At 70.7% G+C, this 21096-nt stretch carries 18 protein-coding genes; 9 read left to right on the top strand and 9 right to left on the bottom strand.

Translation table 11 applies throughout. The annotated features are described in order from the left end of the window. The first annotated feature begins 25 nt into the window (after positions 1-25). The 4 genes from ACIHCX_RS29675 to cimA all read left to right on the top strand — a co-directional run bounded on the left by ACIHCX_RS29675 (position 26) and on the right by cimA (position 5089). Positions 26-1075, top strand: a complete 1050-nt coding sequence (locus ACIHCX_RS29675; RefSeq protein WP_400034795.1) for an agmatine/peptidylarginine deiminase — start codon at positions 26-28, stop codon at positions 1073-1075. 130 nt (positions 1076-1205) lie between these two features. Continuing rightward, positions 1206-1832: a TetR/AcrR family transcriptional regulator gene (locus tag ACIHCX_RS29670; RefSeq protein ID WP_400034793.1), complete on the top strand. Its 627-nt coding sequence runs from the start codon at positions 1206-1208 to the stop codon at positions 1830-1832. Positions 1833-1896: 64 nt separating this feature from the next. After that, on the top strand, positions 1897-3198 hold the full coding sequence (locus ACIHCX_RS29665) for an MFS transporter (protein ID WP_400034791.1): 1302 nt from the start codon (positions 1897-1899) through the stop codon (positions 3196-3198). Between the two features lie 286 nt (positions 3199-3484). Further along, positions 3485-5089, top strand: a complete 1605-nt coding sequence (cimA, locus tag ACIHCX_RS29660) for a citramalate synthase (protein WP_400034789.1) — start codon at positions 3485-3487, stop codon at positions 5087-5089. A gap of 22 nt (positions 5090-5111) precedes the next feature. Here cimA and ACIHCX_RS29655 read toward each other — a convergent pair whose 3' ends face one another. Further along, positions 5112-5717: a GPP34 family phosphoprotein gene (locus ACIHCX_RS29655; protein WP_400034787.1), complete on the bottom strand. Its 606-nt coding sequence runs from the start codon at positions 5715-5717 to the stop codon at positions 5112-5114. Positions 5718-5940: 223 nt separating this feature from the next. Here ACIHCX_RS29655 and ACIHCX_RS29650 point away from each other — a divergent pair, with 223 nt between their 5' ends. Both ACIHCX_RS29650 and ACIHCX_RS29645 read left to right on the top strand, forming a co-directional pair. Beyond that, positions 5941-8967, top strand: a complete 3027-nt coding sequence (locus ACIHCX_RS29650) for a glycoside hydrolase family 3 protein (protein WP_400034785.1) — start codon at positions 5941-5943, stop codon at positions 8965-8967. Between the two features lie 127 nt (positions 8968-9094). Then, on the top strand, positions 9095-10612 hold the full coding sequence (locus ACIHCX_RS29645) for a hypothetical protein (protein WP_400034783.1): 1518 nt from the start codon (positions 9095-9097) through the stop codon (positions 10610-10612). Positions 10613-10619: 7 nt separating this feature from the next. Here ACIHCX_RS29645 and ACIHCX_RS29640 read toward each other — a convergent pair whose 3' ends face one another. Then, positions 10620-11231, bottom strand: a complete 612-nt coding sequence (locus ACIHCX_RS29640; protein ID WP_400034781.1) for a YceI family protein — start codon at positions 11229-11231, stop codon at positions 10620-10622. A 263-nt stretch (positions 11232-11494) separates the two neighbouring features. On the opposite strand from ACIHCX_RS29640, the gene ACIHCX_RS29635 reads away from it, so the two are divergent. The 3 genes from ACIHCX_RS29635 (at position 11495) to ACIHCX_RS29625 (ending at position 14132) form a co-directional block, all read left to right on the top strand. Next, on the top strand, positions 11495-12019 hold the full coding sequence (locus ACIHCX_RS29635) for a hypothetical protein (RefSeq protein ID WP_400034779.1): 525 nt from the start codon (positions 11495-11497) through the stop codon (positions 12017-12019). A 274-nt stretch (positions 12020-12293) separates the two neighbouring features. After that, a complete protein-coding gene (locus ACIHCX_RS29630) occupies positions 12294-13877 on the top strand; it encodes an acyl-CoA carboxylase subunit beta (RefSeq protein WP_400034777.1) in 1584 nt (527 codons plus the stop codon). A 57-nt stretch (positions 13878-13934) separates the two neighbouring features. Continuing rightward, complete coding sequence (locus ACIHCX_RS29625; RefSeq protein ID WP_392307287.1) at positions 13935-14132, top strand: acyl-CoA carboxylase epsilon subunit; 198 nt, start codon at positions 13935-13937, stop codon at positions 14130-14132. 147 nt (positions 14133-14279) lie between these two features. On the opposite strand, the gene ACIHCX_RS29620 is transcribed toward ACIHCX_RS29625, so the two are convergent. From ACIHCX_RS29620 to ACIHCX_RS29590, 7 genes are all read right to left on the bottom strand, one after another. After that, on the bottom strand, positions 14280-14861 hold the full coding sequence (locus ACIHCX_RS29620; protein WP_103554950.1) for an ATP/GTP-binding protein: 582 nt from the start codon (positions 14859-14861) through the stop codon (positions 14280-14282). After that, on the bottom strand, positions 14842-15414 hold the full coding sequence (locus tag ACIHCX_RS29615; RefSeq protein ID WP_400034775.1) for a DUF742 domain-containing protein: 573 nt from the start codon (positions 15412-15414) through the stop codon (positions 14842-14844). The genes ACIHCX_RS29620 and ACIHCX_RS29615 overlap by 20 nt, the downstream gene beginning before the upstream one ends. Before the next feature lie 95 nt (positions 15415-15509). Continuing rightward, positions 15510-15923, bottom strand: coding sequence for a roadblock/LC7 domain-containing protein (locus ACIHCX_RS29610; RefSeq protein WP_004983065.1), 414 nt, complete (start codon positions 15921-15923; stop codon positions 15510-15512). A 10-nt stretch (positions 15924-15933) separates the two neighbouring features. Next, positions 15934-19203, bottom strand: a complete 3270-nt coding sequence (locus tag ACIHCX_RS29605) for a nitrate- and nitrite sensing domain-containing protein (RefSeq protein WP_400034773.1) — start codon at positions 19201-19203, stop codon at positions 15934-15936. A gap of 407 nt (positions 19204-19610) precedes the next feature. After that, positions 19611-20186: a GTP-binding protein gene (locus tag ACIHCX_RS29600; protein WP_400034771.1), complete on the bottom strand. Its 576-nt coding sequence runs from the start codon at positions 20184-20186 to the stop codon at positions 19611-19613. After that, the gene (locus ACIHCX_RS29595) at positions 20167-20565 is read right to left on the bottom strand and encodes a DUF742 domain-containing protein (RefSeq protein ID WP_141358025.1); all 399 of its coding nucleotides are present in this window, start codon (positions 20563-20565) and stop codon (positions 20167-20169) included. The genes ACIHCX_RS29600 and ACIHCX_RS29595 overlap by 20 nt, the downstream gene beginning before the upstream one ends. Before the next feature lie 111 nt (positions 20566-20676). Next, positions 20677-21090 (bottom strand): roadblock/LC7 domain-containing protein, encoded by a 414-nt coding sequence (locus ACIHCX_RS29590; protein ID WP_070022333.1) that lies wholly within the window; start codon positions 21088-21090, stop codon positions 20677-20679. Positions 21091-21096: the final 6 nt, after the last annotated feature.

Raw genomic sequence — 21096 nt, 5'->3', positions numbered from 1 at the left:
CGTGACCTCTGCGAGGACCCCCGACATGAACACCCCCGCCGCCGACGGCTTCCGGATGCCCGCCGAGTGGGCGCCGCACGAGCGCACCTGGATGGCGTGGCCGGGCCCCAACCCGACCTTCGACACCGCCGACGACGTCGCCGCCTCCCGGGCCGCCTGGGCGTCGGTGGCCCGTGCCGTGCGCCAATTCGAGCCGGTGACGGTGGTCTGCGGCCCCGGCCAGTCGGCCGAGGCCCGCACCCTCCTGGGGGAGGGCGTCGACACCGTCGAACGCGATCTGGACGACGCCTGGATGCGCGACATCGGTCCCACCTTCCTGACCGGCGACGCGGGTGAACTCGCCGCCGTGGACTGGACGTTCAACGGCTGGGGAGCCCAGGACTGGGCCCGCTGGGAGCACGACACGAAGATCGCCTCGTATGTCTCGGACCTCGCGGGCGCGAAGACGTACACCTCCTCGCTCGTCAACGAGGGCGGCGGGATCCATGTCGACGGCGAGGGCACGGTCCTGCTGACCGAGACCGTGCAGCTCGGCCCCGAGCGCAACCCGCACTGGACGAAGGAGCAGGTCGAGGCGGAGATCCACGCCCACCTCGGCACCCGCAAGGCGATCTGGCTGCCGCGCGGCCTGACCAGCGACTACCCGCCCTACGGCTACGGCACCCTCGGTCACGTCGACATCGTGGCCGCCTTCGCCCGCCCCGGCGTCGTCGTCGCCCACCACCAGCCGGACCCGGCCCACCCCGACCACGAGGTCACCAAGGAGGTCATCGGCGTCCTGAAGTCGGCCACCGACGCGGAGGGCCGCCCCCTGGAGGTCGTCGAAGTCGCCGCCCCCACCGTCCTGGAGGCCGACGGGCACTGGGCCGACTACTCCTACATCAACCACTACCTCTGCAACGGCGGCGTCGTCCTGTGCGGCTTCGACGACCCGCGCGACGAGCACGCGGCCGGCATCTTCCGGCGGCTCTTCCCCGACCGCACGGTGGCCCAGGTCGACGCCCGCGCCGTCTTCGCCGGCGGCGGAGGCATCCACTGCATCACCCAGCAGCAGCCGAAGACCGTCGTCAGATAGCGGAGACGGTCGTCCGGCAGAGGACAGTCAGGTAGAACGTACGAGTGAACGTACTGGTCTGCGCGGCCCGCACCCGCCCCGTCGCCGAGCCGCCGCCCGCCCTGCCGAGCGCCGGCCCCGGGGGCACGGCATGAGCACCGCCCCGGCGCCCCGCAGGCGTACTCCCGCGCCGCCGCGTGAGGAGGTGCTCGCCGCCGCCATGGAGATGATCGCCGAGCGCGGTCTGGAACAGCTCACCATGGCGGCGCTCGGCCGCGAGGTCGGGATGAGCAGCGGTCATCTGCTGTACTACTTCCGCTCCAAGGACGAACTGCTGCTCCAGACGCTGGAGTGGAGCGAGAGCCGGCTCGGGGCCGAGCGCGGCCGGCTGCTGACCCGTGCCGCCCCGGTCCGCGAACGCCTCGACGCCTACGTCGACCTGTATGTGCCGGACGGCCACCGCGACCCGCACTGGACGCTGTGGCTGGAGGTCTGGAACCGCTCGCTGAACGCCGGCGAGGACGCCCGCGACCGGCAGGCCGCCATCGAGGGCGCCTGGCACCGTGACCTGGCCGCGCTGGTCGCCGAGGGCGTCTCGCGCGGCGAGTTCCGGCCGGTCGACGCCGACCGCTTCGCCGCCCGGCTGCGCGCCCTGCTCGACGGCTTCTCCATCCACGTCGCGATCGGGCTGCGCGGCACCGACCGGGCCCAAGTCATGAGCCACGTACAGGAGTTCATCGACGAAGCGCTGGGCGGGCCGACGCCGACGGAGGCCTGAACCCTCCCCTCCGATTGGCCGATTCCGACGCGTCCCCACGGCCCGGCCGGGGCAGTGACGGCTCATGGGACGACAGCACTGGAAGAAGATCTGGATCGGCTCGGCCGGGAACATGGTGGAGTGGTACGACTGGTTCGTCTACGCCAGCTTCGCCACCTACTTCGCCGGGGCGTTCTTCCCCGACGGGAACCCGACCGCCCAGCTCATGAACACCGCGGGCATCTTCGCCGTCGGCTTCTTCATGCGCCCGGTCGGCGGCTGGCTGCTCGGCAGGGTCGGCGACCGAAGGGGCCGCAAGGCCGCGCTGACCCTGACCGTCACCCTCATGTCGGCGTCCGCCGTCCTCATCGCCGTGGCACCGACCTACGCCGTCGCCGGCTACGGCGGCGCCCTGGTGCTGCTCGTCGCACGCCTGCTCCAGGGACTGTCCGTGGGCGGCGAGTACGCGGCGAGCGCCACCTATCTCACCGAGGCCTCCGCCCCCGGCCACCGCGGCTTCGCCTCCAGCTTCCAGTACGTGTCCATGACCGCCGGCCAGATCCTCGGCCTCGGCCTCCAGATCCTGCTCCAGCGCACCATGTCCGACGAGGCCCTGCACAGTTACGGGTGGCGCATCCCGTTCGTGGTCGGCGCGCTCGGCGCGGCCGTGGTGTTCTACCTGCGCCGCAGCATGCTGGAGACCGAGGTGTACGAGGCCGGTGCCACCGGCGGCGAGGAGCGCGGCACCCTGCGCGCGCTGTGGCGGCACAAGCGGGAGGCGTTCCTGGTGATGGCCCTGACCATGGGCGGCACCGTGGCCTACTACACGTACACCACGTACCTGACGAAGTACCTGTCGAACTCCGCGGGCCTGCCCAAGCAGACCGCGACCCTCGTCTCCTTCACCGCGCTGATCGTCTTCGCCTGTCTCCAGCCGCTCGCCGGGCGCCTGTCCGACCGGATCGGCCGCCGGCCGCTGCTGATCACCTTCGCCGTCGGCTCGACGGTCCTGACCGTGCCGATCATGACCCTGCTGCGGCGCGCGGACAGCTTCTGGCCGGCGCTCGGGCTGTCCCTGCTGGCCCTGGTCGTGGTCACCGGATACACCTCGATCAACGCGTGCGTGAAGGCGGAACTGTTCCCCACGGGCGTGCGCGCGCTCGGTGTCGCCCTGCCCTACGCCCTCGCCAACGCCCTGTTCGGCGGCACCGCGGAATACGTCGCCCTGTGGTTCAAGGATGCCGGCGCGGAGTCCGGATTCTTCTGGTACGTGGCGGCCTGCGCGGCCGTCTCGCTCGTGGTGTACATCACCATGCGGGAGACCAGGGACCTGGATCTGACGCGGATGAAGGACGCCGAGGCGTCCAGACTGACGCCCGCATCCTGAGACGCGATGTCCGAACGGGGCGGGACTGTGCCAGACTGCCCCCGTGCTCTCGTCCGCCATGATTATGGGCAGCAGGCGCGCCGGTCCGCAGTGACCGCCACGTACGACCAGGTACGGGCGGCCATCGTCGTCCTCGACCCGCGCGCAGACCTCTCGCACCCGCGAGGGGTCTTTCGTTTTCCTGGCCCACCCACAGCCGGGACCGCTGCGCGAGGGACCATTGGGGGGACGGTGGAGCCGGTCATTGACGGCAAGACCGAGATTGCAAAACAGGAGCCTTGAGACCATGACCGCAACCAGCCAGCTCGACGATTCGTTCCACGTCTTCGACACCACCCTGCGCGACGGCGCCCAGCGTGAGGGGATCAACCTCACGGTCGCCGACAAGCTGGCCATCGCTCGGCACCTGGACGACTTCGGCGTGGGCTTCATCGAGGGCGGCTGGCCCGGCGCCAACCCGCGGGACACCGAGTTCTTCGCCCGCGCCCGGCAGGAGATCGACTTCAGGAACGCCCAGCTGGTGGCCTTCGGCGCGACCCGGCGGGCCGGCGGCAAGGCCGCGGACGACCCCCAGGTCAGGGCGCTGCTGGAATCCGGCGCCGAGGTGATCACCCTGGTCGCCAAAGCGCACGACCGCCACGTGGAGCTGGCGCTGCGCACCACGCTGGAGGAGAACCTGGAGATGGTCCGTGACACCGTCTCCCACCTGCGCGCCGAGGGCCGCCGGGTCTTCGTCGACTGCGAGCACTTCTTCGACGGCTACCGCGCCAACCCCCAGTACGCCAAGGCCGTCGTCCGCACCGCCGCGGAGGCCGGCGCGGACGTGGTGATCCTCTGCGACACCAACGGCGGCATGCTGCCCGCCCAGGTCCACGCGGTTGTCTCCACCGTCCTCGCGGACACCGGCGCCCGCCTCGGCATCCACGCCCAGGACGACACCGGCTGCGCGGTCGCCAACACCCTCGCGGCCGTGGACGCCGGCGCCACCCACGTGCAGTGCACGGCCAACGGCTACGGCGAGCGGGTCGGCAACGCCAACCTCTTCCCGGTGGTCGCGGCCCTGGAGCTGAAGTACGGCAAGCGGGTGCTGCCCGAGGGCCGGCTGCGGGAGACGACCCGCATCTCGCACGCCATCGCCGAGGTCGTCAATCTCACGCCCTCCACCCACCAGCCCTATGTGGGTGTTTCCGCCTTCGCCCACAAGGCCGGGCTGCACGCCTCCGCCATCAAGGTCGACCCGGACCTGTACCAGCACATCGACCCCGAGCAGGTCGGCAACACCATGCGCATGCTGGTCTCCGACATGGCCGGCCGGGCCTCCATCGAGCTCAAGGGCAAGGAACTCGGCATCGACCTCGGCGACGACCGCGAACTGGTCGGCCGCGTGGTCGAGCGGGTCAAGGAGCGCGAGCTCAAGGGCTACACCTACGAGGCGGCGGACGCGAGCTTCGAACTGCTGCTGCGCGCCGAGGTCGAGGGCAGGCCGCTGAGGTACTTCGACGTCGAGTCCTGGCGGGCCATCGTCGAGGACCGCCCCGACGGCACCCACGCCAACGAGGCCACGGTCAAGCTGTGGGCCAAGAGCGAGCGCATCGTCGCCACTGCCGAGGGCAACGGCCCGGTCAACGCCCTGGACCGCGCCCTGCGCGTGGCCCTGGAGAAGATCTACCCCTCACTCGCCTCCCTCGGCCTGGTCGACTACAAGGTCCGCATCCTGGAAGGCAAGCACGGCACCTCCTCCACCACCCGCGTCCTGATCTCCACCTCGGACGGTCAGGGCGAGTGGTCCACGGTGGGCGTGGCCGACAACGTGATCGCGGCCTCCTGGCAGGCCCTGGAGGACGCGTACACCTACGGCCTGCTGCGCGCCGGCGTGGAACCCGCGCGGTAGCCGGTGGAGCGGCGCGCTCCCGTCAGGGAGCGCGCCAGATGTTGTCGAAGGCCGCGTTCTCGATGCGCCGCCGCTGCCGTACGGCCTCCAGCTCCGTCACCGCGTCGTTGACGGTGGCCAGCACGGTGACCAGGGCGTCGTCGTCCGGGGCGGTGAGCGGGGCACCCGGCTCGGCCTCGATGCCCACGGCGGCCGCGAGACCGGCGATGACGGGGTCGCCGGAGGCCCAGCGCTCGGCGGCCTCGCGCCGCGCCGGTGCGCCGGCGGGCGCCTCCCGGTCCCCGCGGACGGGCAACCAGCGGCGCCGTCGCCCGGTGAGCTGCCCCTGTGCGTCCAGGGCGTCGTGGTAGGCGGCGGCCAGACCCTCGCCGCGGCGCCACAGCCAGTCCTCGACGGACTCGTGCGGCGTCCGTTCCCTGAGCGACGCCGCCGCCTGGTCCAGGAGCCGGTCCCCGGTGTCCCGCCGGGGGAGCGGGACGATGTGGTCGCCGTCCAGGCCGGCGGCTCCGGCGGCGAGGAGGTCGGCCAGTTCGGCACCCGCCAGCGCGAGCGACAGGTCGCCCTGCTCGACGGGGCGCTCGGACGGCACGTCCATGCTGATGATCAACAGGTCCCGGGGTGTGGTCATGCCGGCGCTCCTGGTCGGGGTGGTCATGTCGGGCACGGGGGCATCCCCGACGATACGTCCGCGGGGAGCCGCCGGCCCGGTGTGCCGCCCTTCGTGAGGTGGGGGAGGGGGCGTGCGAGCGCTCTTGACGGTAGCGAGGGGCGCTAGTTCACTCAAGGCGTGATCTAAGTCGTGAGTGAATCATGAACCCAGGCAAGTCCCAGAGCCGAGGGAAGGTCCGCCCATGCGAAGAACCGCCCTGCTCGTCTCCGCCGGTCTGCTCGCCGCCCTGATCCCGCTCGCGTCGGCGCACGCCGCCGACGACGCCGACGACCCAGCCCCCGCACCCGTGTCCATCGACCGTTTTGAGGGCGAGGTGCCCTTCGCCGCACAGCCCGCCGAGGGCATCTTCACCTGGGGCGGCGACAGCGACGATCCGCCCACTCTGGCGCTCGCCGAGCGCTCCGACGCACCCGAGGGCGCCAAGGTCCTCTCCGGTACGTACGACATCAGCGGTTACGGCGGCTTCACCCACGACTTCGCGGCCGACCTGCCGGCCCACGACTGGTCCGCCCACCAGGGCATCCGGTTCTGGTGGGAGGGCCAGGACAACGGCCGGAAGGTCGCCTTCGAGATCAAGGACGGCGGTGCGCACGGCGAGGCCTCCGAGCTGTGGACGACGTCCTTCACCGACGACTTCACGGGCTGGAAGCAGATCGAGCTGCCCTTCACCGACTTCGCCTATCGCACGGACTACCAGCCGGTCGGCGGCATCGACCACGTCCTCGGCCTCACCGCGATGTGGGGGTACGCCGTCACCCTGCCCACCGGCGTCAAGGGGCGATTCGCCATGGACGACGTGCAGTTGTACGGCAGGGCCGACCAGTCGCTGCGCGCCTCCGTCACCACCGACGCGCCCGTCTACCCGGTCACCGGGGGCGGCACGGCCGCGGTGAAGGTCACCCTCGCCACCACCGGCTCCGCCCCGCTCGACGAGCCCGTGACGGTCGTCTACCGCACCGGCACCGGCACCGCCGAGCCCGGCAGGGACTACACCCCGGTCTCCGGCACCCTCACCTTCCCCGCGGGCACCGCCTCCGGCACCTCCCGCACCGTCAAGGTCACCTCGTTCAAGGCCAAGGCGGCGCAGGCCGCCGGGACGATCCCGCTCCAGCTCACCGTCACCGGCGCCAGGGCCCCCGCGGAGACCCCGCAGATCGTCGTCGACGCGCACGGGCTGCCGTACCTCGACAGCAGGCTGCCGGTGCGCAAGCGGGTCGCGGACCTGCTCTCCCGGATGTCCCTGGAGGAGAAGGCCGGGCAGATGACCCAGGCCGAACGCGGGGCGATGACTGCGCCGGGCGACATCGCCTCCTACGCCCTGGGCTCCCTGCTGTCCGGCGGCGGTTCGACTCCCACGCCCAACACCCCGCAGGCCTGGGCGACGATGATCGACGACTTCCAGCTGCGCACCCGGGCCACCCGCCTCCAGATCCCGCTGGTCTACGGGGTGGACGCGGTGCACGGGCACAACAACCTGGCCGGCGCCACGGTCATGCCGCACAACATCGGCATCGGCGCCACCCGTGACCCCAGGCTGGCCGAGAAGACCGCCGCGGTGACGGCGAGCGAGGTCCGCGCCACCGGGATCCACTGGGACTTCGCGCCCTGCCTGTGCGTCACCCGCGACGAACGCTGGGGCCGCTCCTACGAGTCCTTCGGCGAGGACCCGGCGCTCGTGGAGTCCATGGAGACCGTCATCCAGGGCCTCCAGGGGCGCGCGGACGGGCGGGACCTGAGCCGTGGCGACAAGGTGCTGGCCACCGCCAAGCACTTCGTCGGCGACGGAGGCACCCTGTACGGCTCCTCCACCACCGGCACCTACACCACCGACCAGGGCGTCACCAGGGTCACCCGGCAGCAACTGGAGGACGTCCACCTGGCGCCGTACCGGACGGCCGTGGACCGCGGCATCGGCTCGGTCATGCCGTCGTACTCCTCGCTGGACGTCGTCGGCGACGGGCAGGGCCCGGTGAAGATGCACGCCCGCGGCGACATGCTCAACGGCGTGCTCAAGGACCGCATGGGCTTCGACGGCTTCGTCATCAGCGACTGGGCCGCCATCGACCAGCTCCCCGGCGACGCCGCCGCGCAGGTCCGCACGTCGGTCAACGCCGGGGTGGACATGATCATGGTGCCGTACGCGTACCAGGACTTCCGGGCGACCCTGATCGCCGAGGTGAAGGCGGGGCGGATCAGCGGGCAGCGGATCGACGACGCGGTCTCCCGGATCCTCACCAAGAAGTTCGAACTGGGCCTCTTCGAGCACCCCTACGCCGACACCTCCGGCGCCCGGCGGATCGGCTCCGCCGACCACCGTGCCGTCGCCCGACAGGCCGCCGCCGAGTCCCAGGTGCTGCTGAAGAACAAGGGCGGCCTGCTGCCGCTGAAGAAGAAGGCCAAGGTCTACGTGGCCGGGTCCAACGCCGACGACCTCGGCAACCAGACCGGCGGCTGGACCATCACCTGGCAGGGCGAGTCCGGCACCCACACCCAGGGCACGACGATCCTCCAGGCCATGCGCAAGGCGGGCGGCAACGTCACCTACTCCAAGGACGCCTCGGCGCCCACGGCCGGTCACGACGTGGGGGTGGTCGTCGTCGGCGAGACCCCGTACGCCGAGGGTGTGGGCGACGTCGGCAACGGCCACGACCTCCAGCTGTCGGCCGCCGACCGGGCCGCCGTGGACACGGTGTGCGGGGCGATGAAGTGCGTGGTGCTGATCGTCTCCGGGCGCCCGCAGCTCATCGGCGACCGGCTCGGGAAGATCGACGCCCTGGTCGCCTCCTGGCTGCCGGGAACCGAGGGCGACGGCGTGGCCGACGTGCTCTACGGCACCCGGCCCTTCATCGGGCAGCTCCCGGTGACCTGGCCGAAGTCGCAGGAGCAGCTCCCGATCAACGTGGGCGACACGGTGTACGACCCGCAGTTCCCCTACGGCTGGGGCCTGACCACGCTCACCGGTGTCCCGGCCGGCGGTACGGCGACGCTCAAGGCGCTGGGCCTGGCGGCACGGGCGGCCGAGCGGGTGGGCGCCGACGCCGTGGGCCGCGAGCTGGTCACCAAGGCCCGGCTGATCGTCCAGCAGAAGGCGGACGGGCGGATGAGCGCGGCGGTGGCGAAACCCTTCGCCGACGCGGATCACCTGCTGCTGACCGGGCGGTACGGGGCGGCGGTGGAACAGCTCACCAAGGCCTACACGGCCGCATGACCGTTGATCAGTGATCACTGATCAGTGAGCGGGGGCGTGCCGCGCGGGTGCGCGGGGCGCCCCCGCTCCGGCGTGCACCGCCCCCTTCGAGCGGCCGGTTATGTCCGGCTTCGGGTAACTTCGAAGCATGAAGGTCGTCGCCCCGGCCCGAGCCCTTCTCCGTCCGCTGCTCACCCTCGCGCCCGCGGTCGTGGCCGCCGTGCTGGTCGCGATGCCGGCCTCCGTCGCGGCGGCCGGGACGGAGGGCGCCGGGACGACGGCGGCGGGAGCCACCCGTTCTGTGGCCGTACCGGTCAGGAACGTCCTGCCCGACGGACCGGTGAGGAACGTCCTGCCGGACGGAGTGCCCCGGGTGACGGCGCCCGAGGGTGTGCCCCGGGCCGCGACGGTCACCCGTGTCTCCACGATCGCCGCAGCGCTCCGCAGGAGCCCGGTCTACGTCGACCCGGCCGCGTCCGCCCAGCTGTCGCCCGCCGAGGCCGCCGCCCTCACCCGGCGGATCAAGGAGGCCGGAAAGCCCCTGTTCATCGCCGTGCTGCCGGCGAACTACCCGACGCGGAACCTGTTCACCGAGCTGCGCACGGCCACCGGCATCACCGGCGCCTACGCCGTCCGCCTCGGCGACCGCTTCGACGCCCGCGCCGACTCCTCGGTGCTGTCGCGCACCGCCGTGAGCAACCTCGTCACCAGCGTCCAGGGGGAGAGCGCCCCGACCCAGCTCACCGACTTCACCGACCGTGCCCTCACCACCATGGGCGGCTCGGCACCCTCCACCTGGGGCTACACCGGCCGCGGCGGCACGGTGCCCGGCACGGCGCTGATCACCGTCGCCGTGGTCCTGGTGGCGGGCGGTGTGGGCGCGTACACCCTCGCCCGGCGCGGCAGGAGCCGCCGGGAGGCGGAGCAGCGGGCCGCGCTGGAGAAGCTGCGGGTCGTCGTCGACGAGGACATCACCGCCTTCGGCGAGGAGCTGGACCGCCTCGACTTCCATCCGGCGGAGGCCGGCGCCGACGACGCCATGCGGGCGGACTACGAACGCGCGCTGGACGCCTACGAGCAGGCCAAGCAGTACATGGCCGACGCCCGCAGACCGGAGGACGTGCGGGCGGTGACCCGGGCCCTGGAGGACGGGCGGTTCTCGCTCACCCTGCTCGCCGCGCGCCGCGAGGGCCGTCCGCTGCCCGAGCGCCGCCCGCCCTGCTTCTTCGACCCGCGTCACGGCCCCTCGGTCGCCGACGCCACCTGGACGCCTCCGGGCGGGGCGGCCCGTCAGGTCCCGGTGTGCGCCGCCGACCAGGTCCGCCTGGCCGACGGCCGCGACCCGCACGTCCGCGAGGTCGACACCGAGGGGGGCCGCCGCCCCTACTGGGACGCCGGCCCCGCCTACGGCCCCTGGGCGGGCGGCTACTTCGGCGGCGGCCTGCTGCCCGGCCTCCTGGTCGGCACGCTGCTCGGCGGCATGATGGCCACCCCGTCGTACGCGGCCGACTACGGCACCGGCTACGGCGACTTCGGCGCGAACGGCTACCAGGGCGGCGACCTGTCGGGCGCGGACTTCGACTCGGGTGACTTCGACGGCGGCTTCGGTGACGGCGGGGGCGGCGACTTCGGTGGGGGAGGCGGTGACTTCGGGGGCGGGTTCTGAGCCCGGCTCAGGCGTTCTTGACGGCCGAGATGTCGAAGTTCAGCTTGATCTTGTCGGAGACCAGGACGCCACCGGTCTCCAGGGCCGCGTTCCAGGTCAGGCCCCACTCCGAGCGCAGGATCTCGGCCTTGCCCTCGAAGCCGACGCGCTCGTTGCCGAACGGGTCCTTGGCGGCGCCGTTGAACTCCAGGTCGATGGCGAGCGGCTTGGTGACGCCGAGGATGGTCAGGTCGCCGGTGATGCGGTAGTCGTCGCCGCCCAGGGCCTCCGCCTTGGTGGAGCGGAAGGTCATCTGCGGGAACTCCTCGGTCTTGAAGAAGTCCGCGCTCTTCAGGTGGCCGTCGCGGTCCGCGGAGCCCGTGTCGATGCTGTCCATCGTGACGTCGATGGTCGCGGTGGAGGCGGCGGGGTCGGTGCCGTCCAGGCGCAGCGTGCCGGTGAAGTCGTTGAACTTGCCCTTGACGTTCGTGACCATGGCGTGCCGCGCGACGAAGCCGAGCGTGGAGTGGGCCGGGTCGATCGTGTAGTCGCCGGTGAGCGCGGCCAGGTCCGGGTTCACGGCGGTGGTGGTGGCGGTGGTGGTGCCGGCGGCGTCGTTCTTGCGGCCGAAGATGCCCATGAGGTGCTCCTTTGAGGACGGTGGGTCGCTCGGCGCGGAGACTCGGCGCCGAGTATGTTGAAGATTCAATGAAGTGAACGACTACGACGGTAGACCTATTCCGTTCGACTTTCAACATCATCCGGTGCGTGTTCGCCGAATCGCGCACAGTTATTCACCCACGCCCTCTGGCGGACGCGCGTAGACCTCGGGCACTATCTCCCTGCACCACCTGCACAGCCGCCCCACAGGACGCACGGCCTCCAGCAGGAAGGTTCCCCCCCATGAAGACCACCAAGGTCGGCAAGCTCACCAGGGCCCGCGCGGCGGTCACCGCCCTCGCCCTCGTCGTCGCCCCCGGAGTCGCGGTCATCGGCACCGCCACCGAGGCCTCCGCCGACACGAAGATCAGCCACGCCACCGCGACCCAGATGTTCAGCAGCGTGGGCATCACCTGGTCGTCCTCCGGCGGCTGCTCCAATCGCAACGTCGCGACCTGTACGTCCTTCGACCAGCTCAACCTCGCCACCGCGCAAGGGGCCCAGACCCTCAAGCGGGCCAGTGGCTGCGCCCTCAACATCACCGGCGGCACGGAGACCGGTCACGCCTCCGGAACCTACTCCCACTGGAACGGCTACAAGCTCGACTTCGGCAAGAACACCTGCGTGACCAACTACGTCAAGAACTACTTCGCCTACATCGGCCTGCGGGGCGACGGCTACCCGCAGTGGCAGTCCGGCTCCGGCAACATCTACGCCGACGAGGGCAACCACTGGGACGTCCTGTACTACAACTGCGGCGGCTGCTGACCCGCAGCCCGTCACCCCGGACGGCGGCTACGCTCTGTGCGAGCCCGCCGCCGTCCGGGTCTGCACATCACTCCAGCGAGGGCATCTGCCGCGTCCGAATGTGAGCAGGCTCCCATGCCCGGACTTTGTGACGTCCCCACAATGCGGAAGCCCTCTGAGCAGTCGGAAGGGCTGCAAGCCGCCACGGTTCTGTTCGGTCGCACCAGGAAAACGGGTCGGAGACTGTACGGAGTCAACGGCCCGCTTTCACAGGTGTCCTTCGTAAGGTCGCTGCATGACCGTTTTGGAAGAGACGACGGGTGAGCCGGCGGACGCGCGCGGCCGGGTCGCCGAACTGCACGGGATCCGTGCGCAGGCGGTGGCGGGCCCCAGCGAGAAGGCGACCGCGGCGCAGCACGCCAAGGGCAAGCTGACCGCGCGGGAGCGGATCGAACTGCTCCTTGACCCGGGTTCCTTCCAGGAGGTCGAGCAGCTGCGCCGGCACCGGGCCAGCGGGTTCGGGCTCGAGGCCAAGAAGCCGTACACGGACGGTGTGATCACCGGCTGGGGCACGGTGGAGGGCCGGACGGTCTTCGTCTACGCCCACGACTTCCGGATCTTCGGCGGTGCGCTGGGCGAGGCCCACGCCACGAAGATCCACAAGATCATGGACATGGCCATCGCGGCCGGCGCCCCGCTGGTCTCCCTCAACGACGGCGCCGGCGCCCGCATCCAGGAGGGTGTCTCCGCGCTGGCCGGCTACGGCGGCATCTTCCAGCGCAACACCAAGGCGTCCGGGGTCATCCCGCAGATCAGCGTGATGCTCGGCCCGTGCGCCGGCGGCGCCGCCTACAGCCCCGCGCTCACGGACTTCGTGTTCATGGTGCGCGAGACCTCGCAGATGTTCATCACCGGCCCCGACGTGGTCAAGGCGGTCACCGGCGAGGAGATCACCCAGAACGGCCTGGGCGGCGCCGACGTGCACGCCGAGACCTCCGGCGTGTGCCACTTCGCCTACGACGACGAGGAGACGTGCATCGCCGAGGTGCGCTACCTCCTCTCGCTGCTGCCGCAGAACAACCGGGAGACCCCGCCGCGGGTGGAGTCGACCGACCCGGTCGACCGCCGCTCCGACGTCCTGCTGGACCTGGTCCCGGCGGACGGCAACCGGCCGTACGACATGGCCAAGGTCATCGAGGAGATCGTCGACGACGGCGAGTACCTGGAGGTCCACGAGCGCTGGGCGCGGAACATCATCTGCGCGCTGGCCCGTCTGGACGGCCAGGCCGTCGGCATCATCGCCAACCAGCCCCAGGTCCTGGCCGGTGTCCTGGACATCGAGGCGTCCGAGAAGGCCGCCCGCTTCGTGCAGATGTGCGACGCCTTCAACATCCCGATCGTCACTCTTCTGGACGTACCCGGCTTCCTGCCCGGCGTCGACCAGGAGCACGGTGGAATCATCCGGCACGGCGCCAAGCTGCTCTACGCCTACTGCAACGCCACCGTGCCGAGGATCTCGCTGATCCTGCGCAAGGCGTACGGAGGTGCCTACATCGTCATGGACAGCCAGTCGATCGGGGCCGACCTCACCTACGCCTGGCCGACGAACGAGATCGCCGTGATGGGCGCCGAGGGCGCGGCCAACGTCATCTTCCGCCGCCAGATCGCCGGGGCCGAGGACCCCGAGGCCATGCGGCAGAAGATGGTCAAGGAGTACAAGGCCGAGCTGATGCACCCCTACTACGCGGCCGAGCGCGGCCTGGTCGACGACGTCATCGACCCCGCCGACACCCGCGAGGTCCTGGTGAAGTCCCTGGCGATGCTGCACTCGAAGCACGCCGACCTGCCCTCCCGCAAGCACGGCAACCCCCCGCAGTAACCCAGCGGACGCCCCGCGGTCATCCCGCGGACCCCTCAGCCACGGAGACTGACACCCATGGACAACGTTGACATCCGCGTCGAGAAGGGCCACGCCGAGCCCGAGGAGGTCGCCGCCATCACGGCCCTCCTCCTGGCCCGCGCCGCGGCCCGCCCCGCCGACACGACCCCGGCCCACCGTGGCCGGGCCAAGGCCGGCTGGCGCCGGCTGGAGCGCGAGAACGGCTTCCGCGCCCCGCACAGCTGGCACGGCTAGGCAGGTCGCCGGCCAGCCCGGCCAGCCGTCATGACAAAGAGGGCCCCTCCCGTCGGAGGGGCCCTCTTGTGTCGTGTGCGCACCCGCTGGGGAAAAGCAGGCGGCCCTTCCCTTGCGGGAGGGCCGCCTGCTGGTTCGTCCCGAGTGTTACCTCAGTCGGGCCATGAGGGCGTGTTCCACCAGGGTGATGAGGGCGGACTTGGCGTCGGCGCGGTGTCGGGCGTCGGTGGTGATGATGGGGGCGTCGGGGCCGATCTGCAGCGCCTCGCGGACCTCTTCCGGGTTGTACGGCTGGTTGCCGTCGAAGCCGTTGAGGGCGATGACGAAGGGCAGTCCGCTGTTCTCGAAGTAGTCGACGGCGGGGAAGCAGTCGGCGAGCCTGCGGGTGTCGACGAGCACGATGGCGCCGATGGCGCCGCGGACGAGGTCGTCCCACATGAACCAGAAGCGGTCCTGTCCGGGGGTGCCGAACAGGTACAGGATCAGGTCCTGGTCGAGTGTGATGCGGCCGAAGTCCATGGCCACCGTGGTGGTGGTCTTGTCCCCGGTGTGGGTGAGGTCGTCGATGCCCGCCGAAGCGGACGTCATCACGGCCTCCGTGCGCAGCGGGTTGATCTCTGAGACGGCGCCGACGAACGTGGTCTTGCCCACGCCGAAGCCGCCCGCCACCACGATCTTCGCGGAGGTGGTGGAGCGGGAAGGACCGCCGCTAGAGCTTGCGAAGTCCACTGAGCACCCTTTCGAGCAGTGTCACGTCTGGCTGGCCACCGGCGTTCTCGTCGCCGCCGGGCTGATGGATGGCGACCAGGCCCGCCTCCGCCAAGTCGGCGACGAGGATCCTGGCCACGCCGAGAGGGATCGAAAGCAGGGCCGAGATCTCGGCCACCGATTTGATCTCGCGGCACAGATGGCAGATCCGCTGATGTTCGGGCAGCTGGCCCTGCATCTGGTGCGGCTGCGCGGTGGTGTGCACCAGTGCCTCTATGGCGAGCTGGTACCGCGGCCTGGTGCGTCCGCCCGTCATGGCGTACGGGCGCACCAGGGGGTTGTTCGACGCCCCCGCGGGCGCCGGTTCAGGGATGCGTCGTTGTGGCTGCACCGGCTGGATGCGCGGCGCGGGCGGCTGGTCGTACGGAGACGGACCGGGGCCCTGCGGCGTGTATGGCTGCCGGTGGTGGGGGGTGGAGGGAAAGCCGTACTGGTTCGCCGAACCGTTGCCCGCACCCTGTGCGGGGCCGTACGACCAGTTGCCCGAAGGCGAACCGCCTGGGGGTGTTGCCACGTTCTCTCCTCCTCCGACTGTGCCGGGCACCCAACATGTGGAGCCGCGTCCCGAAACCTTACGGCCCCGGGACGCCAAAACGCACCGGCTGTCTGTTAGTTGAGAAGGCTTCCCTGGAGCTCCGCCCGGAGGTCCGGCGTCAGGACCGTACCCGCACGGTCCACCAGAAGGGCCATCTCGTACCCGATGAGGCCGATGTCCGCCTCGGGGTGTGCGAGAACCGCGAGCGACGAACCGTCGGAGATGGACATGATGAAGAGGAATCCCCGCTCCATCTCCACAACGGTCTGGTTCACGCTGCCGCCCTCGAAGATGCGCGAGGCACCGGCGGTCAGCGAGGTCAGACCGGAGGCGACGGCCGCGAGCTGGTCGGCGCGGTCGCGGGGGAAGCCTTCGGACATCGCCAGAAGGAGTCCGTCGGCGGAGACCACCACGGTGTGGGACACCCCGGGGGTGTTGTCCACGAAGTTGGTGATCAACCAGTTCAGGTTCTGCGCCGCCTGGCTCATCGGGCTCACACTAACGCTCCTGGTTGTAGGTGCTGTCAGGACCACTGTGTTCATTCCTTGTGGCCTGGCCGTTCTTGTCAATTCCTGCGTTGCGTCCTCGTTGGACGCCCCGGCGCAGGTTGCTCAGCCTGCCCCGGATGTCCTCGGGGGCGCGGGAGACCTGTGGGCCACCCTGCGGGGTTGATTCCGCGGTGCCTTCGACCAGGTTGGCCTTGGGCACGCGCCGCGGCAGTCCGGAGGAGGTGACCCCGCCTGCCTTGGGCTTGCGAAGCTGCGAGGCTTGCTGCCAGCGGTTGTCGTTCGCCGAACGCCAACCGTCGACGTCGACGTCGCCCTCCGAAGTATCGGTCGGTTCCTCCTGGTCCACCGGCCCCGCGCCGTTGGAACCGCTCGCGACGGATCCGCGGCGGGGCAGCCCGGCGTCGGTCAGCTCGTGGACGGCGGAGGGAGCCGGTCCCGGACGCTCGAAGCCTACGTGGTCCGCCTCGGTCGCGTCAGCGGCCTGCGGGGATTCCGCTTCCGGAGCGTACTGGTCCGGGTAACCGTTCTGGTACCCGTCCGGCTGCGGCCAGCCGTCCTGGTAGGGCTGCGCCTGGAAGTCGGCGTACGCCTCCGGCGCCGCGGCGTGCGCCGACGCGTGCTCCTGCTGCCCGGACTCCGCATAACCGGCGTGGGGGTAGCCGCCGTTGGACGAGTAGGCATCGCCCTGCGGCGCACCGCCGTTCGGCGCGTAGTACCCCTCGTCGTACGACGGGCCGCCCTGCTCGTCGTAGGCCGTCTGCTGCTGGTCGTACGCAGCGTGCTGCGGTTCCTCGTACGACGTCTGCGGGTCGTACCCGCCCTGCTCGGGGAACGGCGGCCGGCCGGTGTCGTACACCGGCTGCTGCCCGGTGTGCTCGTCGGGGAACCCGGCCGGCTCGGCCGTCTCCGGGTCCGCCGGCCGGTCGTGCGTCTGGGCCCCCAGGGCGGCGCGGCGCTCCTCGCGCTTGAGGGAGCGGCCGACGGGGTCCAACTGCCGGGAGCCGTCCGGGGTGTCGGCGTACCGGCTGTCGTCGAAGCCGAGCTCCGCGGCGGTACGCATGGGCTGGGGAGCGCCGAAGTCCTCGCCCTGGAGCTCCTGCTCCGGGATGATCTGCGACACGGTGAAGTCGTCGCGGTCCAGCGCCTGTTCGCCGCCACCGCCGTGGGTGATCGCGTCCGGCAGCATGACCAGCGAGGTGGTGCCGGCCTGCTCGCCGGAGGGGCGCAGCTGTACGCGGATGCCGTGCCGGTCGGCCAGGCGGCCGACCACGAACAGGCCCATGCGCTGGGAGATCGCCGCGTCCACGGTGGGCGGGTTGGCCAGCTTGTGGTTGATGTCCGCGAAGTCCTCGGCGGTCAGGCCGATGCCCTTGTCGTGGATCTCGATCATGACCCGGCCGTCGGGCAGCCGGGTCGCGGTGACCCGGACCTTGGTCTGCGGCGAGGAGAACGTGGTGGCGTTCTCCAGCAGCTCGGCCAGCAGGTGCACGAGGTCGGTGACCGCGCGGCCGTGGATCTCGGCCTCGGGCACGCCGGACATCTCGATGCGCTCGTACTGCTCCACCTCGGAGGAGGCGGCGCGCAGCACGTCGACCAGCGGGACCGGCTGGTCCCAGCGGCGGCCGGGCTCCTCGCCGGCGAGGACGAGGAGGTTCTCGCCGTTGCGGCGCATACGGGTCGCCAGGTGGTCCAGCCGGAAGAGGTTCTCCAGCTGGTCCGGGTCGGCCTCGTTGTTCTCCAGGTCCGTGATCAGGGTCAGCTGGCCCTCGATCAGCGACTGGTTGCGGCGCGAGAGGTTGGTGAAGATCGCGTTGATGTTGCCCCGCAGCAGGGCCTGTTCGGAGGCGAGTCGGACGGCCTCGCGGTGCACCTGGTCGAAGGCGCGGGCGACCTCGCCGATCTCGTCGGTCGAGGTGATCGGGATCGGCGCGACCCGGGTGTCGACGCGGCCGGGGTCGGTGCGCGAGAGCTGGTCGACCAGCATCGGCAGGCGCTGCTCGGCGATGCCGAAGGCGGCGTTGCGCAGCCGGCGCATGGAGCGGCTCATCTGGCGGGCCACCAGGGCGGCCAGGAGGAACGCGGCGAGCAGGGCGACCAGGACGACCGCGCCGGTGATGAACGTCGACTGCTTGGCGTTGTCGGCGATCGAGGCCGCCTCGTTCACCGCGGTGTCGGCCATGTCCGACTCGATCTGGCGGTAGGCGTCGAACTTGAGGGTGTTGACCGCCCACCAGTTCTCGGGCGTGATGCCCTTCTGCGCCAGTGCCGCGCGCTCGGCCGGGTCCGTGCCGCCCAGCGTGGCCAGCGCGGTGACCATCTTGGTCGGGTCGTCCGGCGGGGCCACGTAGCCGGGGTCCTTGGCCTTGGCCTGCTCGCCCATGGTCGTGGCCTTGGCCTGGATCTCCCGCTTCAGCGCGTCCAGCTTGTCCGCGTCCTCCTGGGTGCCGCCGCCGATGTACTCCTCGACGGCGACGCCCTCGAGGTAGGCGTAGGAGGACAGGGCGACCCGCTGGCCGGCCAGGTCCTCGGCGCCGGGGCCGGGCTTGATCAGCAGGTGCATGCCGATCGAGCGCTCGAGCGACAGCGCGGCCTTGGTCAGCGAGATGGCGTAGACGGTACGGCCGTAGGAGGTGATGTTGCCGGTGCCCAGGCCGAGTTCGTTGGCGAACTCCATCAGCGGGTGGGCGACCTTGACGTAGCCCTCCTCGGTCTGCACACCGGGCAGCTTGGAGCTGAACGCCGCGGCACGCAGCTGCTGGAGTTCGGGCTCGGTGTCGCGGAAGAGCTTGAGTCGGCGTTCCAGGCCGGCCTTGTGCGGCATGGACTGCGCGGCCCGGTCGAAGGCGTCGGCGGCCTGGTCGGTCAGCTCGCGGGCCTCGGTGACGGTCGGGTCGTTCTGGCCCTTGCCCTGGAGCAGCGGGGCCGCGCTGACGTCGCGCTCGTGGTAGAGGGCGTCGGCGTAGGCCAGCGAGGCCCGCACCAGACGTGCGGTGTGCTCGGCGTCCTGGGCGTTCTGCCAGGTGTTGATGGAGCTGTTGACCTGGAAGCCGCCCATGACCAGGCCGACCAGTACGGGAAGGAGCAGGATCGCGTTCAGCCGGGTCGGCACCCGCCAGTTGCGCGGGGAGAGTCGGCCGCCGCTCGCGGTGGGCGCGGCCGTCGGTTTCGAACCGGGCACGTGCGCGGGCGCCGTACCGCGCGGCGGCGGGGTGAAATTACCCCGGGCCGACGGCTCGGGGCCGTTCTTGCTTCGCCTCACTCGACCAACAACCTCTCGGCGGTCGGCACCTACGTTGTGCCGCAGTGTCTCAGAACCCGGTCCGTGCCATCGACGGCCCACTACCGGTGAGTACGTCTTTGACCATGGGGTAGTTCAGGCATTCCAGCACGTCAACATGCGCTCTTCCAAACAGTGGAAACGGATGCTTCCACGTGACGCACGTCCCAGATAAAACGGGCATAAACAACTACCCCCGGCAAAAGTCCGGGGAATCGTGCGCACAGCGGCATCACATGTGCGCGACGCGTGGCCGTACCACGGGATTCCTCTGCCGAAACGTTATGAACACCGGGGCCGGCCGTGTCAAAGGACACAGCCGGCCCCGGTGCATCTACGACAACTGCCGTACGGCGCTGCCGACTTCAGGGCTAGTTCGGTTGCCCTGGCTACCTCAGTCGGGCCATGAGGGCGTGTTCCACCAGGGTGATGAGGGCGGACTTGGCGTCGGCGCGGTGTCGGGCGTCGGTGGTGATGATGGGGGCGTCGGGGCCGATCTGGAGTGCTTCGCGGACCTCGTCGGGAGTGTAGGGCTGCTGGCCGTCGAAGCCGTTGAGGGCGATGACGAAGGGCAGTCCGCTGTTCTCGAAGTAGTCGACGGCGGGGAAGCAGTCGGCGAGCCTGCGGGTGTCGACGAGGACGATGGCGCCGATGGCGCCGCGGACGAGGTCGTCCCACATGAACCAGAAGCGGTCCTGTCCGGGGGTGCCGAACAGGTACAGGATCAGGTCCTGGTCGAGTGTGATGCGGCCGAAGTCCATGGCCACCGTGGTGGTGGTCTTGTCCCCGGTGTGGGTGAGGTCGTCGATGCCCGCCGAAGCGGACGTCATCACGGCCTCCGTGCGCAGCGGGTTGATCTCTGAGACGGCGCCGACGAACGTGGTCTTGCCCACGCCGAAGCCGCCCGCCACCACGATCTTCGCGGACGTCGTCGCCCGGCCCGCGTCAGAGCTTGCGAAGTCCACTGAGCACCCTTTCGAGCAGCGTCACGTCCGGAGCGCCACCGTTGTTCTCGTCCCCGCCCGGCTGGTGGATGGCCACCAGGCCGGCCTCAGCGAGGTCCGCGACGAGGATCCTGGCCACGCCGAGCGGCATGGCCAGGAGCGCCGAGACCTCGGCCACGGATTTCACCTCGCGGCACAGGTGGCAGATCCGCTGGTGCTCCGGGAGCAGTCCCATCAGCGCTGCCGGGTCGGCCGTCGTGCTGATCAGTGCCTCGATGGCGAGCTGGTAGCGCGGCCGGGTCCGGCCGCCGGTCATCGCATACGGACGTACCAGCGGCTGGTCGCCCTCATCCCCGTACGGCTCAGCGTACGGATCATGAGAGGCGGGGGGCGGGGTCATGAATCCTCCGGGCGGGACAGCAAGTCGGTCAGTCAAGCCGTCTGACGGGGCCGGTGGGGGGATTGTGGCGGCCGGACGGTGATGTGGTGAGTTGGTTGGTGCCGGAGCCGGTCAGTGCAGCAGACTGCCCTGCAGTTCGGCGCGCAGATCGGGTGTCAGGACCGCCCCCGCGCGGTCGACGAGCAGCGCCATCTCGTAGCCGACGAGGCCGATGTCGCACTCGGGGTGGGCCAGGACCGCCAGGGACGACCCGTCCGAGACGGACATCAGGAAGAGGAAGCCGCGCTCCATCTCGACGACCGTCTGCGACACGGTGCCGCCCTCGAAGATCCGGGAGGCGCCCGCGGTCAGCGAGGTCAGACCGGAGGCGACGGCCGCGAGCTGGTCGGCGCGGTCGCGGGGGAAGCCTTCGGACATCGCCAGTAGGAGTCCGTCCGCGGACACCACGACGGTGTGGGACACCCCGGGGGTGTTGTCCACGAAGTTGGTGATCAACCAGTTCAGGTTCTGTGCCGCCTGGCTCATCGGGGT

The organism is Streptomyces sp. NPDC052043 (assembly GCF_044548235.1).
GTDB lineage: Bacteria > Actinomycetota > Actinomycetes > Streptomycetales > Streptomycetaceae > Streptomyces.
Note: the sequence above shows the minus strand (reverse complement) of the source record. Positions and strands in the feature narration are given on the sequence as shown.

What these genes read in the sequence shown, in the direction of transcription:
- ACIHCX_RS29595 (WP_141358025.1), bottom strand. Translation starts at nt 20,565, where the DNA reads ATGACCCCGCCCCCCGCCTCTCATGATCCGTACGCTGAGCCGTACGGG.
- ACIHCX_RS29670 (WP_400034793.1), top strand. Translation starts at nt 1,206, where the DNA reads ATGAGCACCGCCCCGGCGCCCCGCAGGCGTACTCCCGCGCCGCCGCGT.
- ACIHCX_RS29655 (WP_400034787.1), bottom strand. Translation starts at nt 5,717, where the DNA reads ATGACCACACCCCGGGACCTGTTGATCATCAGCATGGACGTGCCGTCC.
- ACIHCX_RS29590 (WP_070022333.1), bottom strand. Translation starts at nt 21,090, where the DNA reads ATGAGCCAGGCGGCACAGAACCTGAACTGGTTGATCACCAACTTCGTG.
- ACIHCX_RS29645 (WP_400034783.1), top strand. Translation starts at nt 9,095, where the DNA reads ATGAAGGTCGTCGCCCCGGCCCGAGCCCTTCTCCGTCCGCTGCTCACC.
- cimA (WP_400034789.1), top strand. Translation starts at nt 3,485, where the DNA reads ATGACCGCAACCAGCCAGCTCGACGATTCGTTCCACGTCTTCGACACC.
- ACIHCX_RS29640 (WP_400034781.1), bottom strand. Translation starts at nt 11,231, where the DNA reads ATGGGCATCTTCGGCCGCAAGAACGACGCCGCCGGCACCACCACCGCC.
- ACIHCX_RS29630 (WP_400034777.1), top strand. Translation starts at nt 12,294, where the DNA reads ATGACCGTTTTGGAAGAGACGACGGGTGAGCCGGCGGACGCGCGCGGC.
- ACIHCX_RS29675 (WP_400034795.1), top strand. Translation starts at nt 26, where the DNA reads ATGAACACCCCCGCCGCCGACGGCTTCCGGATGCCCGCCGAGTGGGCG.
- ACIHCX_RS29650 (WP_400034785.1), top strand. Translation starts at nt 5,941, where the DNA reads ATGCGAAGAACCGCCCTGCTCGTCTCCGCCGGTCTGCTCGCCGCCCTG.
- ACIHCX_RS29665 (WP_400034791.1), top strand. Translation starts at nt 1,897, where the DNA reads ATGGGACGACAGCACTGGAAGAAGATCTGGATCGGCTCGGCCGGGAAC.
- ACIHCX_RS29635 (WP_400034779.1), top strand. Translation starts at nt 11,495, where the DNA reads ATGAAGACCACCAAGGTCGGCAAGCTCACCAGGGCCCGCGCGGCGGTC.
- ACIHCX_RS29625 (WP_392307287.1), top strand. Translation starts at nt 13,935, where the DNA reads ATGGACAACGTTGACATCCGCGTCGAGAAGGGCCACGCCGAGCCCGAG.
- ACIHCX_RS29610 (WP_004983065.1), bottom strand. Translation starts at nt 15,923, where the DNA reads ATGAGCCAGGCGGCGCAGAACCTGAACTGGTTGATCACCAACTTCGTG.